The following is a 16,807-nucleotide window of genomic DNA, read 5'->3' on the forward strand; positions in this document are numbered from 1 at the left end:
AAAACACCGGATTCAGGCGACTTTCCGCCCAAATCCGGTGTATTCACGAAATACTTCTTCCTTCTTGTATTACTTTAGTATGATTCATTTTGTGAATTATTCACGGTATTAATTAACTGTTTTGAACCATTCATTGACTTCCGTTGTGATTTGATCGCCGCCCATAGATTTCCATTTAGTCACGAATGCGTCAAATTCATCGATGCCAACTTGACCATAAATGATTTTGCTGAACGTATCTTTCTCCAGCTTGTCGAGCGCATCTTTCTTCATCTTCATCGTATCCGTAGGTGCACCCGTGAACTTGTTCTTGATTGCATCATCCTTATGAGCTACCACGACTTGAGCCGCAGCAAACACTTCAGGTTTGTTGGCAATTTTCGTATTTTTCTCGAAAGGTGTTTCCGCTTCCTTACCTGTAGCGAGTTCTGCCAACGTATCCATCATCAGGTTTGGAATCCGTGCACCGTCATACGTAATTGTGTACTTGAGCGGGGATACCCCATCTTTCACTTCAGCTTCACCAAGCACTTTACCATCTACGATATCAAAGTCATATCCTTGGGCAAAGCCATGTTCGAACTCCCCACCCACTTCTGGATTAGCGAATTTATCAAACAAATAATTTTGATATGTGAAGAAAATTTCTGGGTTTTCCATATCCTTGTTGATCAACACGACCCCGTTGCTAGCACCTGAACCGTGGTGATGGCTCTCGCCAGTCGGTCCGGTTGGCAGGGCAATAGCTTTGTAGGTAGCACCGTCCACATTTTTCTTCACATCATCGATCGGCCAGTTTGGCATCCAGTGTGGTCCCACAATGATTCCCGCTTTGCCTGCTGTAAACAGTTCAGCTGCCTTAATCTCATCATATACGCCGGCTTCCTTCGGCAGATAGCCTTTGGACAACCAGTCTTTCATCGTTGCAAGTCCTTCTTTCACACCCGGTTGAACCGAGCCGTATTCCAGTGTTCCTTCTGCATTCAGATTCCACTGTCCCGGCATCGTGTTATACATTCCGAAGATCCAGCCGGATTCGGTCATCCAGGTATTGAGGGCATTTTTCATACCGACCGTCAGACCGTACGTATCTTTTTTACCGTTTCCATCCGGATCCTGATTCGTAAATGCATCCATCACCGTAACGAGCTCATCAATCGTTTTTGGTTCTTCCAGTCCAAGCTTCTTCAGCCAGTCTTCACGGATAAACATTACCGGGTCTCCGTTGTAAGCATAGTCAAAGATCGGGACGCCATACCGTTTACCTTCATACATGTACGGGTACCACTCTTCCGGTGCGGATTCAGCAGCCCCTTTCCATGTGTCGGATGCATACTTATCGAACAGTTCACCTGCATCGGCGAATTTACCGGACTCAATCAACTCACGCACCAGATTGTAGTCACCACGGATGGAGACGATATCTGGCAGCTCTTCGTTAGCCGACAGGGAAAGACGAAGCTTCGTGTAAAAAGCATCATTCGTCACGGACACAGCCCAAGGTGTAGTCAGGTCGATGCCCAGACGCTCTTTGGCCCATTTGGTGTGCACGTTGTTCTGTGCAGTCTCTCCGTTCTTGAACTTTGTATCATCATTCCAGGCTCGCAAATAGCTCATCTGAACCGCAGGTTCATACTTACCGTCTTGCAGCGCAAGTGGCGTAGCCGCTTCCTTGGATGGTTCTTCCTTTGCCCCCGAACTGCATGCCGTTACGGCAACCATCGTCAGTGCAAGCAATGCAGTCATCATTTTTCTATACATGAAACCCCTCCTCAATCACTTTGAATGCCCTTACATGAAAAGGATAGTGCAGCCGGGGAAGCAAACATATATCACAATTTCAATGTTCATATTGATTTGTTAACCGTTCCGAAAATCCTGCGGGGTCAAGCCATAATGTTTGCGGAATACTTGAATGAAATAAGGAGTATTGTTATATCCCACTTCCTGACCGACTTCATAAATCTTCATAGCCGTGTGTTTCAACAAGTGAACAGCACGTTCCATTCGGGAACGGATAATGTAGTCACTGATGCCTTCACCCGTTGATTGTTTATACATTTTGGACAAATACACCGGATGCAAATGAACCTCCCCTGCAATAACCTGCAAGGAAAGATCTTCGCCCAGATGGTTGTCAATCCATTGCTGGACCTGTCTGATCATGTTCGATCCACTTTCCTGGCCTGTATCGGTTGTGCTTAGAGCCCATTGTTCCATCACACTCCGGGTCCATGCTTCCAGACTCCGAAGTGACACGCCGTAGCCGTCCTTCAGCAGTTGCTGATACTGCTCACCAAGAACATCGGACAACTGTCTGCCTTCCCGATGAGCCATGTACGAGAAAGCTGCTGCGAGATAGTGAAAAGCAACATAGACATGCTCCGGGAACACACTATCCGATAACTCGGCGAAAATCGAATCAATCTTGCGATTAGCGTCCTCCATCCGTCCTGCTTCCAGTAGTGCGGTCAGTCCAGGTGGCTCATACAGCGCCGCAAGTGATTTTAATGTTGCTCCATGGGAGCCGGCAGCCGCATTGAGATGCAGACCTTTGCCTGCTTCCGCCTGCTTGCGCAATGCACTTACAGCTTGATGGTAAAGCTGGGGAACCTGTTCCGGAAAACGGCCTATCCGGCTGACTGACAGTGAAATCGTTGCGTTTAAATACTGCTTCACACTGTGAAGCAGCCGTTCTCCGAGCCGCCCCATCAGCAGTTCGGGTTCAGACTGTGCTTGTTTTGGACTTGCCATGAAGACGAGATCATCATACGCATCGTCTGTATGGCAGAGATGATAGCTGCTGCCAAAGATTTCTTCCACGACGTTGGAGATGGCGTATTTCATCAAACGGAATGCCTTGTGCGTTGGCTGTGGGTCATCATAACGGATAAGCAGCAGCTGCATTTTATCCTGGGGACGGAACCCAATCTCCAATTGCTCCAACTTTTCCACAAGTTCGCTCTCTGCAAATCTATGTCCGAGCAGTACATCCTTCATTAATCCCGCCCGCTTCTCCGGTAAATGTTCCCTCACCGAATACATGGCGCGCTGGTGCATCAACTGTTTCTCTCCCTCCAGCCGAATCTGGACGGAGGCCTGCTGCACGGCTTCAATCAGTTCCTCATCCCGCACTGGCTTCAGCAGATAACTCACTGTCCCATGACGGAGTGCCTGCTTCGCATAATCAAAGGATGCATGTCCAGATAAAATGATACATTTAGTCCGCTCCCACTTTTGACGAATATGACTCACCAAATCCAAACCGGATAAGCCCGGCATACGAATATCAGTGATGATAATATGGACCTGATGTGCCGCCATTTGCTGCAATGCCTCTTTCACCGAATACGCCTTATATACGTGCCCAATCCCATGTTCTCTCCACGGTATGGAGGCTGCAATCGATTCCACCGCTGAATGTTCATCATCCACGACCATTAGATTCATCATTAGGATATTCCTCCTCAAACCATCGTATTTCCACACTGAGACCCCCATAAGGGATCGCTCCAAAATGAAGCCCTGAAGAATGACCATATCGTGTAACGAGCCGCTGGTGTACGTTCCAGGTACCCGTGCCTATTTCTTCACCCATCGGTTCATTGATTTCCCGCTCAAGACTAGCAATCTCTTCGGGCGTCAAAGTAACACCGTCGTTATCGACAAACAAACTGTATCGTGTGTATTCCCTTCCATCGATTTGCTCTTGTGCTGCCATGCCTGTAACTACGATGTGACCGCTACCCTCCATCGGTTCAATGCCGTGAATGACTGCATTCTCCACGATAGGCTGGATCAGCAGCCTTGGAATGTGCTGCTGCATCAGTTCTTGCGGTACGGCGATCTCATACGACAAACGGTTGGTACGCATCTGTTGGATGGACAAATAATTGTCCAACAACCGGATTTCCTCTTCCACGGTCGTCATATCGTTCTCATCACGTGTGATGTAGCGATAGTAATCTCCCAGGCTGAGCGACATGGCAATAACCGCTTCGCGGTTGCCGAGCTGCGTCATATTTTTAATATAAAACAGACAATTATACAGGAAATGAGGATTGATCTGCGATTGCAGATGCTTCAGCGTCGCTTCCCGCGAACGGATACGTTCCTCGTATACTTTTTCGATCAGCTCCTGAATCTGCTCAGCCATGTGATTGAAGCTCTGCGTCAAATAAGCGAATTCATCACGGGAGTGATCGACCGGAATTCGTGTGGACAGCTGTCCTTTGCGAATCTGCTGCAAACCTCTCATCAGCCGTTGTATCGGCACCTGTACCTTTCGGTATAACAATAGGGCAGCGCCAATACTGAGCACGAGCAGCAGCAAAATTGAGGTTATAAACATATTTCGGCTCTTGTCCATCGGCGTAAGCAAATCATCCAGCACAACCGGGTTAACATAGATTCCGTTCAGCTGTTTGGAGAGCACATAACTGACCAAGTACTTCTTGCCCCCCACCTCAAGCTGATGGTTGCCTTCACTATCCAATTCGGTTAATGGCATGTCCCGCATCACGGCTTCCACGAGCTCAGGGTCCGCACTACGATTTAATAGAGGCTCGTTGCCCGGGACGAGTAGAAATGGATCTCCCCCCTGTGCCTCCTTGAAATCATCCAGCATGGCAACAATATTCATCGGGTCAAAATCAATCTCCATCACCGTTCGTACATCCGTGGTCACAGGTTTTTCATTCCACTCATAGTTATCCGTAAAGAAATAAGTGAAGCTACCTTCGTTCAACTGCCATCGGCCTGGCTGTGGAAACTTCAACATCTTCTCATTAAAGACCGTCCGGTTCGACATGGTGGACAATACCAGCTCTGCCTGAGGCAGCACAATGGTAATATCGTTCTTCCAGCGGCTCGTGGACTGGTATAGTGACAATTTGTCGAGAATATCGAGATAGATGCTGTTTTTCTCATATTGGCTCGTCGATTCTGTCATGTAACGATAGTGTAGAATGCTTGGATCACGCAGTAAAGTCAGCCCGTAAAGTGAGAGCTGTTCAATATTTTTATCCACCTGAGAGCTAAAATAATTGAACTGGTTCAAACTGGACTGCTGCTTCTCCTCGACGATCATGTCCACGTTCGCCTGATTCGCGTAGGTATAGAGCAGCAAGATAGGCACCAGCAAGCAGACCAGTAGCATGACTGTTTTTGAGAATACTGTAAATTTCATTGCTTCACCCTGTCCCGAATTAAAGTAAAGATACACATCGAAGTCCTATTTTATATTGAAACCCCTTACATATCTATACTGAATTTCAAATGAGTCACTATTCGGTACACGTTTTTAACAAGTTAATAAATCAACATCCGCCTTGAAATGTTGTTCTATAGCCCGCCCGTTTCCATTGTTATAATTCAGTTGCTCCACTATTTGCAGAGGCTGACTGGCCTCATTATGCAGAGGCTGGACGATATAAAGGAGGGACCTGATGGCTATGGAACAACCACTAACGACCAATACGCCGGTGCGGCAGGCAACACACAATCCACGCAAACGTACCCGCTGGAATTTCAAACGCAATTGGCCGCTGCATCTGATGCTGCTGCCTTCGGTACTGCTCACATTGCTGTTCGCCTATGTGCCTATGGGCGGCATTATTATTGCGTTTCAGGACTTTAAACCATGGCTGGGATTCACCGGCTCCAAATGGGTAGGATGGGATAACTTCCGATTCATGTTCGAATATCCGGATAGTGTTCAAGTCATCTGGAACACAGTACTGATTGCCGCGATGAAGATTGTGGCCGGACTCGTGGCCCCGGTTGTGTTTGCCATTTTGCTGAATGAAGTACGCAATTCCACGTTCAAAAGGTTCTCACAGACGTTGGTATACCTGCCCCACTTCTTGTCTTGGGTTGTACTGGGCGGCATCCTGCTGGACATGCTTTCCCCCGAAGGCGGACTGATTAACCAGGTTCTGGCGGCCGTTGGCATTGAACCGATCTTCTTTTTGGGAGATGGCGACTGGTTCCGTGTAACCGTGGTCATCAGTGATGTATGGAAGGAATTCGGATTTGGTACCATTGTCTTTCTTGCAGCCCTTGCGGGCATTAACCCTGCTCTATACGAAGCTTCCGAAGTTGACGGGGCAACACGACTTAAGCAGACCCTACACATTACGCTGCCTGCACTCGTGCCGATGATCATTGTCGTGGGAACGCTATCACTGGGGAATATTCTTAATGCTGGATTTGACCAGATTTTCAACCTGTACAATCCACTTGTATATGATAAAGGCGATATTATTGACACGTTTGTTTACCGGATGGGTATTTTGAATGGCAAAATGAGCTTTGCAACTGCGGTTGGTTTGTTTAAATCCTTTGTTGCCATGTTCCTCGTTATTACTGCCTACCGGATGGCTTACAAAATCGCTAATTACCGCATTTTCTAAGGAGGAATTAAGGTGTATCACAAAACGACCGGATACCGTATATTTAACGGCTTCAACCTGTTCTTCATCGCGGCCGTCTCGCTGCTGTGTGTGCTGCCGCTTGTCCACATTCTGGCGGTTTCCTTCAGCGGTAAAGCGGCAGCTTCCGCCAATCTGGTAACGCTCTGGCCGATTGATTTTACAGTCGATGCCTATACCAAAACGTTTGGTAACAGTAACTTTCTCAGCGCGCTCTGGATCTCAGTGCAACGTACCGTGTTCGGAACGCTGCTCAGTATGGTGCTGGTCATCCTGACGGCATATCCTTTGTCCAAAGAAAGTCTGAATTTCAAGGGACGTTCGCTGTATGCGTGGTTTTTCATCTTCACGATGCTGTTCAGTGGCGGTCTGATCCCTTCCTATATCCTGATTCAGAAGCTGGGACTGATCAACACCCTATGGGCTCTGATTTTGCCGGGCGCTGTGGCGGTCTGGAACCTGATTCTCATGATGAACTTCTTCCGTAACGTGCCCAAAGAGCTCGAAGAAGCGGCGTTCATCGATGGTGCCAACCATATCACCACATTGTTCCGCATCTATCTGCCTGTATCCATGCCGGCCATTGCTACGATCTCCCTATTCACCATGGTGGGGCAGTGGAATTCCTGGTTCGACGGGTTGATCTATATGAATGACGCAGCCAAATATCCGCTCGCTACGTTAATGCAGACCATTATCGTGCAACAGGATTTTTCCAATATGAATGTTGATGCGACGCAGCTTCAGAACATGTCGCAGCGTACCGTTAACGCAGCCCAGATCTTTATTGGGGCACTGCCAATCCTGCTCGTGTATCCATTCTTGCAGCGTTTCTTTGTCAAAGGAATTGTGCTTGGGGCTGTTAAAGAATAGGGTTCGTATACTGAACCTCAATACATTCGCATCATTTCATCCCGAGGTTTATAACGCGCTGTTATTTACTTCGGGATGATTTTCCGCGAATGGCATTGTTATATTGATTAATGAGTTCATCCAGAACCATCGATTGACGAATGACCTCCGGATGCCACAGTTCTTTATGAGCGTTTGCAATCTGGTAGAGCCTCTGTCGTGCCTTTTCGATACATTCCTGAATGGTTTCCGGATTATGCACCATACTCCCGCCCCCTGTTGTCCTTCAATATCCTCCATCCAAAAAAGACCATCTATTATAATATTCGGAACAAAGGGAGCTGCACATTACCCCAAAATCGAAATTATGGTTATTTTTTCTTGTCCAGGTTGAAATAAGGACGAGCAATGGACTAAGATGTGGCAAAACACAAAAAATACCGGATAGGCCTATCAGCCTTATCCGGTATTTTTTGTACCCATGCGCTGCCCATTCATCTTAATCCAATATCCTCAAAACGGTTACCAATCGTCTCTGGGAAGGCCAGTTTAATGGCATCGATCGCGCGCTGTTCCGTTTCCCCTGCTTGCTCAATCAGATGGATCACCCTTAGCACATGCCCTGGTTCCTTCGCATCCCAAGCTGTTGAATCCTCAACCTTCTCCATCATCTGAGCATATAGGTCTGCGAGTAACGCGTACGCCTGCACCACATGATTCATCTGACTGGACAAATGCTTAAGCTCTGCAACATAGGAAGCCATATCCTTTCTCGATTGGGCATAATAGCGCAAAACAATGGCAGCTTGATCCGTTTCATATGCACCAGATTGTAGGACATCAGCAATGGCTGCATATGTAGCAGCTCCGCAGGCGTAATCCTGGGGTGGCAGCATGTAATCATGGGTCTCCCATTTGTACACAGCCTGAATTAATGATTCCTTGCACACTTCCCATATGTCTACGGTTGTATGGGATTCAAGCACCTGATAGTACCAGTATGGTGTTCTGTTCCGACCAAAAGAATCATAGGGCAGACAAATGACTTCATTTTCTTGACTCTCACAAATGAACAGCATCTGCTCACCATCATCATATCCAGCACAAATAACAAACTGATCATGCCACAGAATAGCGCCCACACCCCGGTCAATAGAAGCCTTGATATCCAGCAGGGCCTGCTTCTGATAGAGCGGAAAGGTCGGCTCGAACGAAAATCCCCCGTGTTGTCCGGTCGTGACGCCAATGAAATCAGAAGCTACAAAGTTCTCGGCCATCCAGTTGTATGCTGAGATCGATTCTGTCGTTAGACGCCGATCCACTACTAATCGAAATACACTTGCGGTCATACCCGCAATCATGTGACGCGGTAAATCCGTCCACTGCTTGTGCATCAGAATGCGATACATCGCATCCATGTATGAGCCTGCACCGCTCCAGGATCGTTGTTCATCTGCCAAATTCTGAGTCTGTGGAAAACGAATCAAATCCGGCAGTATTTTACTCCTCATCACCTTATCCTCCCTCCCCCTACCTTGCTGAATGTGCTCCCCACCGTGGTACAGTGTTGCGTTTACGATCAGGATACTTCGAGGAGATCAAACGAAAATAATCAACAGCCTGCTCTTCCAATGCTTTCGCTTCCAATAAAACCTGTGCCAGCTTCTCTGTGGCGTCTGCCTGCATAATCCTTCTGTTATGTTCCTGAATCATGCATGCCTTCATCTGTATAATCAATGCTCCAAGCTGTTCATAACATGCATAGGCTTGGTCCATTTCGGGCCATATCCCCCCCACATCCTGCAAATACATCTGAATTTCAGTTCGGGACTGGCAATAGGATTCCAAAATATAGTCAGCACCCGATGCATCGTAATCTCCACCCCGAAGGGCTTGCACCCACACATCATAAGCCATTCTGCCCGAAACGATATTCCGATCAGGCAGTAGACGATAAGGGATATCCCAATCCTCAATTGCCAATCTCAATGATTCCAACAGCATCTCTTGTTCAGGGATATATACCTGGTCACCAAAGACCTGACAATACCAAAACCCGGTGAAGTTTAATCCGAAATTGTCATACAGCATAATCTGTGGTTCCTTGCCCCAGCCATCTTGCACGTAAAAGATGCGATCACTGTCATCATACCCATGAATGACACCAAATTCCGGAATCCAGTAGATCACCCCGATGCCTTCATCCAGACTGCGCTTCACCCAATTTACCGCATCCCGCTGGTAATACCCAAATGTGGGATGACGTGTCCGTCCTCCATCCCAGATCGTGAATATCCCCAAGTTATCGATCCCAGGGCGATGAGATTCTCCCCATTGACCATAGGCTGTAACCGACATGGGCAGTAGTCTGCGATGCACTGAAAGTTTGAATGCCATACCCGTATATCCAGCGAGCACATACTTGGAACCCTGAAACAGACCCGCATGGGTCAATACAGCGTGTAGGCTATCCACGTACGATTTGGACTCCCGCTTCATGATCAGATTGTCTAACACAACTTCAATCAAAAAAAATCTCCTCTCTTTGGTTGTACTAACTCAGGTTTGCTTTGAGATCATGGCAAGCCTATCGATTATGCTTTCAGCACTTTGCCGAAACTTTCGTCTAAGCCACGTTGGAGACAACAGTTCCTCCCACTCGCTAATGAACAAATGCTGAAGGAAAGCATCCGTATCATAAAATTCAATCCAGTGAACCTGATCTTGCTTCTCCCGAATCCGATATCCTTGCCACAGCTCTGTTTGCTGCACTTCTCTCAGTCTTATCTCAGCGACAAACGGTTTACGGACAGGCAGCGCCTCTTCCCATGCACCCAGCAACCCGTCTGTCTGACACTGAAACGTCTCGTTCGTCATCTGCACATAAATCATGCCCTCCAACCGGATGGCCGTTTGCTGTATAGGGTCCATTTCATAACCAACCACGTAATCGGCGTTGAACTGGGACAGCATCTTCAATGGACACCAGGTAAATTGCCGTGCTCCGGCATGATCTCTGTAATGGATATGTACTTTGCGGGATTCGGCAATCGCATGGGACAAAATCTCAAAGAACTGAAGCTGCTGTGGATCTGCTTTAAACACAGGAAGCTGACTACTTCCTGTTTGCTGTTCCTCGAGCGTAAAACGCTCCAGCAAATGCGCCACACGCTTTACCGCATCCGACTGATCATAACTGTAATGCCGATAACGATGCGCCAGATACTTAAGCACCCGCTGTTCTTCTTCCGTCATATATAAATGGGGCAACCGGTAGGTCTGATCCTCGTAACAATACCCCCGATATTTTGCTATATACACCAGAGGGGCACGCAGAGAAATCGCCATATATTCAATATCACGCTGGGCCTGGCGCCGGGATATTTCAAATTCACGTGCAAGCCAGCTGCTGTTTGGAAAACGTCCACTCCGAATCTGCTCGTCAAACCAGTGAATACGATGCATATTACTCATTTCCCCGCCCCCTGGCTCATTCCGTATTTCGTAATTATATTATACCAAAAGACATGGCCCGTTCCGAAGAACAGGCCTGTTATGTTATACGGTTGCCTTATCCACTCTGGACTGCACAGCTTTGGAACATTTTTTGCATACTTTCAAACTCGTACCATCTGTTTTCGTTTGCGAATACAACAATTTAATCCGGGTGCTGCTGCACACCGGGCAAGTTCCTCTTCCTCGGGATGGTAGATTCCACAGGACGCGTCCTCTTTTTGTTTTTGCCAACGTTTGTGAACCTCTTTTCGATATGGTTTGTGTGTTCACCGTTATTATAGAGGACGTGGTACGACATAGAATGTCGCAGCAGTATGGAATATACCAAACATAAAAAAATGTCCCCTCTTCAACTTGAAGAAAGGACATTATCTAGGAATCATGTATTTCGGACTGAGCTGCCGCTTGTAACAAAGGCTGCAACAGACCAGGAAAACGCACTTCCAGATCTTCGGATCTTAGCGTCAGGAAATGCTGTGTACCTTGTACTCTCACTCGAATGACTCCGGCTTCCCGCAGGGTCCGAATATGGTGTGACATCGTGGATTTCACAACAGGTGCACGAAAATGACTGCATGGCTGTTCACCATTTCTGGCTGCTTCTGTTACGATCCCAAGACGGATGGGATCACTTAAAGCGTACAATACGGAAGAAAGTTCAATATCCTCCACTTGAGGATGGTGCAAAATTTTCATCGTTGTAGTCTCCTTTTTTTCAGACTATCCATTGTATTTTAGCATAGTTCCATGATATATTTCTAATGTTCGATACCAATCGAACTTACAAACATATTTCGTTTATGTATCCCCTGCTGCCAAGCATGGGATTCACTCTATACCACATTTTGCAAATGTTCCACACCGTTTCTGAAATGTTGCGAAATACACATCAATCTAGGAGGTTTTTATGAACAACACCGCAACTGCATCATCTGGGGAACGGACAGCAGGAATACAGGAAGGGTTAATCGTAAGTCTGCTGGGATTCACGGTTGTGCTTGTCGTTATGAATACGATGATGTTCAATCTGGCCCTGCCCAAAATTGCAGCTGAATTTATGCTCTCATCCGTCTCTTCTTCCTGGATTGTCACCGGTTATTCCATCGTTTTTGCTATTTCCTCGATCACGTTCTCACGTCTATCGGATTTTGTGCCAATTCGCACCCTGTTTACGACCGGTCTTACACTGCTTGGTGCGGCATCCGTTCTTGGTTTCTTCAGTAACCATTTTATCCTTCTGCTCATTGCGCGCCTGATTCAGGCTGCGGGTGCAGCTTCTGTACCAGGGCTAGCTATCGTTCTTATTACTCGTTACATTCCAAGTGACCGCCGGGGGAAATCCATGGCTGTTGTCATGTCGGCCAGTTCACTGGGTCTTGGACTCGGGCCTGTGATCGGTGGCAGTATTACACAGTTCCTCGGATGGCATGATCTGTTTATCGTTACCGGACTAACCTTGTTTCTGATCCCTGTATTTTTCAGACTGCTTCCAAGTGAGATGCCGCAAAAGGGTTCATTCGACTTGCTCGGCGCGCTGTTACTGGCGATCGGAACAACCGGCGTCCTGCTATTCCTGACTTCGCGTGAATGGGTAACCCTCGTTATTGGTGCGGCTGCACTGGTTCTGTTCTGGCTACGAATTCGCCGTGCGGCTGATCCCTTTGTGCAACCAGCTCTGTTCAAAAACAAAAAATATATGATGCTCAGCTCACTGGGGATTGTATCGTATATTAACAACTTCTCGACGCTGTTCCTATTGCCGCAAATTTTGGCACATCTGTATGGCCTGACTCCGGCCCAGTCCGGGCTTGTCATCTTCCCGGGTGCAATCGTGTCCATGCTGTTATCCAATCGGATTGGCCGCATGATTGACCGACACGGCAATACACAACTGCTCAAGTTCGCACCATGGTTGCTGCTCGCTGCGGCCGGATTGTTTGCTCTTTTTGCAGACGACAGCATCTATGCCATTATGGCCGTATACATTCTGCTTAGCGTAGGCTTCTCTGCACTGACAACGAGTGTCTCCAATGAGTTGTCGGGCAATCTGACGATGGATCAGGTAGGCGCAGGCATGGGACTGTTCCAGCTTAGCCAGTTCTTCAGTGGAGCATTTAGTGTTGCCGTAACTGGCGTGGCATTGACAGCCATGCAGCAATTGCCACTATCATCGGCTTATACTAATATTTTCTGGGGCATGACTGTGGTTGCTCTGGCATCCATTGTTTTCTCCCAGGTGTATCTGAGAATGCAGTCACGGAAGAAAACCATCGCTTCACACTAAGCAGGTTATATAGGTTCTTACTTATAATAGATTCTTCATATAAGAAAGCCAGGATTGGACCGATAGAGTCTGATCTCTGGCTTTTTTGTTTGTTATTAGACTATAAGATATCAATACGTATTACTTTATCTCTGTTATTCTTATATTATAAACAGATCGTATAGATATTTTGAAAATGATAAAATCAAGGGGATGTCTTTCGCACATGAAGCTTCAACAGTTTAATTCACTATTTCGTATCCCTACATACCGGCTGTTTCTCGTTTGTATGTTGTTGCAAGGTATGGCTATTTCAATCAGCGCGCCCTTTCTTGCGGTCTACTTTACAACCCGCCTCGAAGTATCCATCGCAACATTCGGATTATTCACTGCAGTAACACTTATGGCCGGTGTGCTGTTCAGTTCCTGGATCGCCAGACGATCGGATCAACCCGGGGCTCGCAAAAAAATTCTGGTGTCTGCCATGATTTGCAATGCTCTTGCATTTGCCGGGTATCTGTGGATTCACGACTTCACTTTATTATTCATCTATATGACGGTACTGACTGCACTCGGATCTCCCGCCATGCCACAATTGTTCGCAGCTGCAAGAGAAGCGGTTAATTCCGCAACGGACGTCGATCATGCTGTGGCCAATTCAACCCTGCGCTCCGCGTTTTCATTGGGGTTTATTACGGGACCTTTACTCGGAACTTTACTGATTGCCTATATTGGGTACATCGGTATTTTCAGCTCAACGTGTTTTATTTTTTTGATCAATGCGTTATTATTTTTCTTTCTGTTAAAAAAAGCTCCCGAGCCTCCTTCTATCGGTGCATCTTCGGGTGGCATACACATAAAATTGCATCAGGATGCAAGAATCTACATGCCGTTTCTCATTACCACACTTCTGTATATGGCACACTGGATGAATAACCTGAATGCATCTCTGTTCATTATTCACCATCTGGGCGGGGGAACCCGGGAAGTTGGCTGGATCTCCAGTTTATGCGCGGGGCTTGAAATTCCCATTATGCTAGGTTTGGGTCTGCTCGCCTCAAAATATCCCAACCGCTCACTCATGTTATGGGGCTCCCTGATGGGTGCCGCTTATTATGTAATAGTTTTGTTCTCCACGGAACTGTGGCACTTGCTGGCCGGACAACTATTGCTCGCATTCTTTGTCGCCGTTATCTCTGCTATCGGGATCAGTTACATGCAGGATCTGCTTCCGTCCATGCCCGGCTATGCATCAACTCTCTATTCCAATGCTTCCACGTTGGGAAGATTATTTGGTAGTCTGGTCGGGGGATGGACAGCGGGAGTGTGGGGATATCGAAATTCCTATTGGGTATGTCTACTCCTTGTTCTGATTTCATTAGGTATGCTTGTTGTCACACAACAATTATCAAAAGAAAAACGTCAGACACTTTCACTCTAAGCAATCCGCATGCAATCCTGAGTGAAGGTAACAAAACCCCAAGAGGACGCAGCTATAGCGCTCTTGGGGTTTTGTTTATCATCGTTTCAATATTCATTTATATGAATACAAACACTATTCAAACAGATCCAGACGTAGACGCTTCAGGCTGGTATGCTGGATGAGCCATTGACCATCGATTTTGACAAACGTTTCATGGTAATGTCCAAATCCGTGAAAGGATTTATTGTCATTGCCTTCAGGGAACGTCACCCAATCTTCCATTGGAGAGATGACTTTGGCTTCATTCTCGGATACAAATTCAACTTCGGCGCTATGTACATGATGCACAGTTACGGCAACATCCACCAAATCCCGGAATACTTGAACGATGGTGTCCCGACCTGTTAATACCGGGATTGGATTGCCTTCTGTACTGAAATCAGCTACGGCATCCGGAGCGAACACTTCACCTAATGTATCCCACTGCTTCGTATCAATATAACGGCAATAGCGCGCTTTGGTGTTCCGAATGTTTTCCAGTGCAAGCAGTTGTTCCAGTTCTGTAATGGTTGATTGGCTCATGTGTTGTCCCTCCAGAAATCTAAGATGTAAGCAAATATGTATTAATAAATTTCTTCCTTATTGTACCATTCCACTCATATTAGGTACAATGGCATATTATACGTTTGTATATTAACTATCTTCTCCTATCGTTGAAGCACGCTGATGTCGAGGGTATACCTTGTATTGCTCTCTTCCAGAGTCCTTTGTAGACTTATAACTTCAACTTCAATCCTCATCCGAGTACAGCAAAAAAACCTTCCATCCCCCTTAAGCGGGGAGGAAGGTTTTTAAATTCGCGCTTCAACAGGCGCAGTTATAGGATCAACTGGACCTCCGATTCAGGTTATACGGAATGTGCAGCTTTCATCTGGGCAGCCAGCTCAGACATTTTTTTATTGTGCAAATAACTCTCCATCTCTTCTTCCGCACGGACCATCACCTGCTGAATCAGGCAGCCTTCGTTATGATCCTGCGAGCATTCGAACAAGGAAGCCTGTCCCTCAATGGCATGGATAATCTCCAAAAATGAAGGGTCCGGATTCTTCCGGCTAAGCCGATAACCACCATTGGCACCCGAGGTCGATTCGATCATGCCGGCTTTGACCAGCTTGGTCAATATTTTAGACAAATAAGTTGGAGATACTTTTTGCATCTCAGCTAATTGATGTACACTGACCAGTTGTTCCGGTTCGGTTGCAACCAGGAAAAGCATGGTGTGCAGGGCATAGTTTGTAGCTTTCGAATATTTCATGAGGGCACCTCATTATATACGGATTTAATTTATCTATAATAGACTTGATTGAACGCTCTGTCAAACGTCGAAGATTTCCACAGAATCAACAAACGGACAACATACCTTTAACTGTGGTAAAGCCCGCGATAATCGGTCGGAGTCATGCCTTCATGGGCTAAAAACTGGCGGTTAAAATAACTGGCATTTGGGTACCCCGCCTCCTCTGCGATCTGTCCAATGTTGGCCGTTGGCCGTTCCAGCAGCCACTGCTTCGCCATCTGTAACCGCGAACGGGTTATAAATTCCATCGGGGTCATTTCCACGGCACTCTTGAACATTTTGCAAAAGTAATACGAACTCACACCCGCCATATCCGCCCAATCCTGTAACAAAAACGGTTGGCATGCCTCCTGCTGCATCTGTGGAAGCAGTCCAAGGATACGACTCTCAGCCTTGCTTGTACGTGTGCTTTTTAGTGGAACCGCATGCTGTACGAACTCAGCCAGCACAGCGTAGGTCAGGGTAGATAGCTGGGCAGGACGCAGCATCCGGTTCTGCTCGGCTTCATTTAGTAGGGCCATATGTGCTTCTTCCCATGGAGCCTGCTGCCGCAGCGTCCACAACAGATTGCGGTGCAACCCCCGCTCTATCATATAATCATGCAGCCGTTCACCGTAAAAATGAACCCATCGTACATCCCATGGATCATCTTCGCTGCTGTAATAATGCTGCCGCTGCAGCGGGAAATACAGTACAGCCTGACCCGCACGAAGCTCATGCACTACTCCCTCCACTTCCACGTACCCCTTGCCCGCAGCAACGTAGTGAATATTGAAGTTGTTAAGTGCGCCAGCCTCACGTAATACGGTGTGCTCAGGGTGGTCAACATAAAGTCCAACAGATTCTGGATAACAAAAGTATGGAATATCCTGCAAGGTTAGCAGTACAGTCTGTCTCATCATGGCCCATTCTCTTTTCTAAACAATATTGTGTTAACTCATTTCAATATATTATCATTTTCATTC

General features: G+C 46.9%; 16 protein-coding genes. 4 read left to right on the top strand and 12 right to left on the bottom strand.

Annotation, left to right across the window (positions count from 1 at the left end):
- Window positions 1-108: 108 nt before the first annotated feature.
- From HP548_RS11600 to HP548_RS11610, 3 genes are all read right to left on the bottom strand, one after another.
- Window positions 109-1,761, bottom strand: a complete 1,653-nt coding sequence (locus tag HP548_RS11600) for an extracellular solute-binding protein (RefSeq protein WP_175381703.1) — start codon at window positions 1,759-1,761, stop codon at window positions 109-111.
- 99 nt (window positions 1,762-1,860) lie between these two features.
- Complete coding sequence (locus HP548_RS11605) at window positions 1,861-3,453, bottom strand: response regulator transcription factor (protein ID WP_175381704.1); 1,593 nt, start codon at window positions 3,451-3,453, stop codon at window positions 1,861-1,863.
- Complete coding sequence (locus HP548_RS11610; RefSeq protein WP_076291188.1) at window positions 3,428-5,188, bottom strand: sensor histidine kinase; 1,761 nt, start codon at window positions 5,186-5,188, stop codon at window positions 3,428-3,430. The genes HP548_RS11605 and HP548_RS11610 overlap by 26 nt, the downstream gene beginning before the upstream one ends.
- A gap of 265 nt (window positions 5,189-5,453) precedes the next feature.
- Between HP548_RS11610 and HP548_RS11615 the strand changes: the two genes are divergently transcribed.
- Complete coding sequence (locus tag HP548_RS11615; RefSeq protein ID WP_024631474.1) at window positions 5,454-6,413, top strand: ABC transporter permease; 960 nt, start codon at window positions 5,454-5,456, stop codon at window positions 6,411-6,413.
- Between the two features lie 12 nt (window positions 6,414-6,425).
- A complete protein-coding gene (locus HP548_RS11620; RefSeq protein ID WP_076291187.1) occupies window positions 6,426-7,304 on the top strand; it encodes a carbohydrate ABC transporter permease in 879 nt (292 codons plus the stop codon).
- 61 nt (window positions 7,305-7,365) lie between these two features.
- On the opposite strand, the gene HP548_RS11625 is transcribed toward HP548_RS11620, so the two are convergent.
- The 6 genes from HP548_RS11625 to HP548_RS11650 all read right to left on the bottom strand — a co-directional run bounded on the left by HP548_RS11625 (window position 7,366) and on the right by HP548_RS11650 (window position 11,495).
- Entirely contained in the window at window positions 7,366-7,548 is a 183-nt protein-coding gene (locus tag HP548_RS11625) for an aspartyl-phosphate phosphatase Spo0E family protein (protein WP_076291186.1), read from the bottom strand.
- A gap of 229 nt (window positions 7,549-7,777) precedes the next feature.
- Window positions 7,778-8,794, bottom strand: coding sequence for a hypothetical protein (locus HP548_RS11630; RefSeq protein ID WP_099858533.1), 1,017 nt, complete (start codon window positions 8,792-8,794; stop codon window positions 7,778-7,780).
- A 19-nt stretch (window positions 8,795-8,813) separates the two neighbouring features.
- Window positions 8,814-9,812, bottom strand: a complete 999-nt coding sequence (locus tag HP548_RS11635; protein WP_246318029.1) for a C39 family peptidase — start codon at window positions 9,810-9,812, stop codon at window positions 8,814-8,816.
- Between the two features lie 30 nt (window positions 9,813-9,842).
- Window positions 9,843-10,757 carry a helix-turn-helix transcriptional regulator gene (locus HP548_RS11640; RefSeq protein WP_175381705.1) on the bottom strand — a complete coding sequence of 305 codons (915 nt, stop codon included), beginning with the start codon at window positions 10,755-10,757 and terminating at the stop codon, window positions 9,843-9,845.
- An 84-nt stretch (window positions 10,758-10,841) separates the two neighbouring features.
- Window positions 10,842-11,030 carry a hypothetical protein gene (locus HP548_RS11645; RefSeq protein WP_076291183.1) on the bottom strand — a complete coding sequence of 63 codons (189 nt, stop codon included), beginning with the start codon at window positions 11,028-11,030 and terminating at the stop codon, window positions 10,842-10,844.
- A gap of 141 nt (window positions 11,031-11,171) precedes the next feature.
- Window positions 11,172-11,495, bottom strand: a complete 324-nt coding sequence (locus HP548_RS11650; protein WP_053780179.1) for an ArsR/SmtB family transcription factor — start codon at window positions 11,493-11,495, stop codon at window positions 11,172-11,174.
- A 211-nt stretch (window positions 11,496-11,706) separates the two neighbouring features.
- On the opposite strand from HP548_RS11650, the gene HP548_RS11655 reads away from it, so the two are divergent.
- A complete protein-coding gene (locus HP548_RS11655) occupies window positions 11,707-13,083 on the top strand; it encodes an MFS transporter (RefSeq protein WP_175381706.1) in 1,377 nt (458 codons plus the stop codon).
- Between the two features lie 205 nt (window positions 13,084-13,288).
- Entirely contained in the window at window positions 13,289-14,503 is a 1,215-nt protein-coding gene (locus HP548_RS11660; RefSeq protein ID WP_175381707.1) for a sugar efflux transporter, read from the top strand.
- Window positions 14,504-14,617: 114 nt separating this feature from the next.
- Here the strand turns inward: HP548_RS11660 and HP548_RS11665 are convergent, their stop codons facing one another.
- The 3 genes from HP548_RS11665 to HP548_RS11675 all read right to left on the bottom strand — a co-directional run bounded on the left by HP548_RS11665 (window position 14,618) and on the right by HP548_RS11675 (window position 16,744).
- Complete coding sequence (locus HP548_RS11665; protein WP_079697142.1) at window positions 14,618-15,067, bottom strand: nuclear transport factor 2 family protein; 450 nt, start codon at window positions 15,065-15,067, stop codon at window positions 14,618-14,620.
- Between the two features lie 325 nt (window positions 15,068-15,392).
- The gene (locus tag HP548_RS11670) at window positions 15,393-15,800 is read right to left on the bottom strand and encodes an Rrf2 family transcriptional regulator (protein WP_076291179.1); all 408 of its coding nucleotides are present in this window, start codon (window positions 15,798-15,800) and stop codon (window positions 15,393-15,395) included.
- Window positions 15,801-15,907: 107 nt separating this feature from the next.
- Window positions 15,908-16,744, bottom strand: a complete 837-nt coding sequence (locus tag HP548_RS11675) for an AraC family transcriptional regulator (protein WP_072735596.1) — start codon at window positions 16,742-16,744, stop codon at window positions 15,908-15,910.
- Between the last annotated feature and the right edge of the window lie 63 nt (window positions 16,745-16,807).

This window comes from Paenibacillus taichungensis, assembly GCF_013359905.1.
GTDB lineage: Bacteria > Bacillota > Bacilli > Paenibacillales > Paenibacillaceae > Paenibacillus > Paenibacillus taichungensis.

Coding starts and splice junctions, on each gene's coding strand:
- HP548_RS11600 (WP_175381703.1), bottom strand. CDS start 1,761: ATGTATAGAAAAATGATGACTGCATTGCTTGCACTGACGATGGTTGCC.
- HP548_RS11605 (WP_175381704.1), bottom strand. CDS start 3,453: ATGATGAATCTAATGGTCGTGGATGATGAACATTCAGCGGTGGAATCG.
- HP548_RS11610 (WP_076291188.1), bottom strand. CDS start 5,188: ATGAAATTTACAGTATTCTCAAAAACAGTCATGCTACTGGTCTGCTTG.
- HP548_RS11615 (WP_024631474.1), top strand. CDS start 5,454: ATGGAACAACCACTAACGACCAATACGCCGGTGCGGCAGGCAACACAC.
- HP548_RS11625 (WP_076291186.1), bottom strand. CDS start 7,548: ATGGTGCATAATCCGGAAACCATTCAGGAATGTATCGAAAAGGCACGA.
- HP548_RS11630 (WP_099858533.1), bottom strand. CDS start 8,794: ATGAGGAGTAAAATACTGCCGGATTTGATTCGTTTTCCACAGACTCAG.
- HP548_RS11640 (WP_175381705.1), bottom strand. CDS start 10,757: ATGAGTAATATGCATCGTATTCACTGGTTTGACGAGCAGATTCGGAGT.
- HP548_RS11650 (WP_053780179.1), bottom strand. CDS start 11,495: ATGAAAATTTTGCACCATCCTCAAGTGGAGGATATTGAACTTTCTTCC.
- HP548_RS11655 (WP_175381706.1), top strand. CDS start 11,707: ATGAACAACACCGCAACTGCATCATCTGGGGAACGGACAGCAGGAATA.
- HP548_RS11660 (WP_175381707.1), top strand. CDS start 13,289: ATGAAGCTTCAACAGTTTAATTCACTATTTCGTATCCCTACATACCGG.
- HP548_RS11665 (WP_079697142.1), bottom strand. CDS start 15,067: ATGAGCCAATCAACCATTACAGAACTGGAACAACTGCTTGCACTGGAA.
- HP548_RS11670 (WP_076291179.1), bottom strand. CDS start 15,800: ATGAAATATTCGAAAGCTACAAACTATGCCCTGCACACCATGCTTTTC.
- HP548_RS11675 (WP_072735596.1), bottom strand. CDS start 16,744: ATGATGAGACAGACTGTACTGCTAACCTTGCAGGATATTCCATACTTT.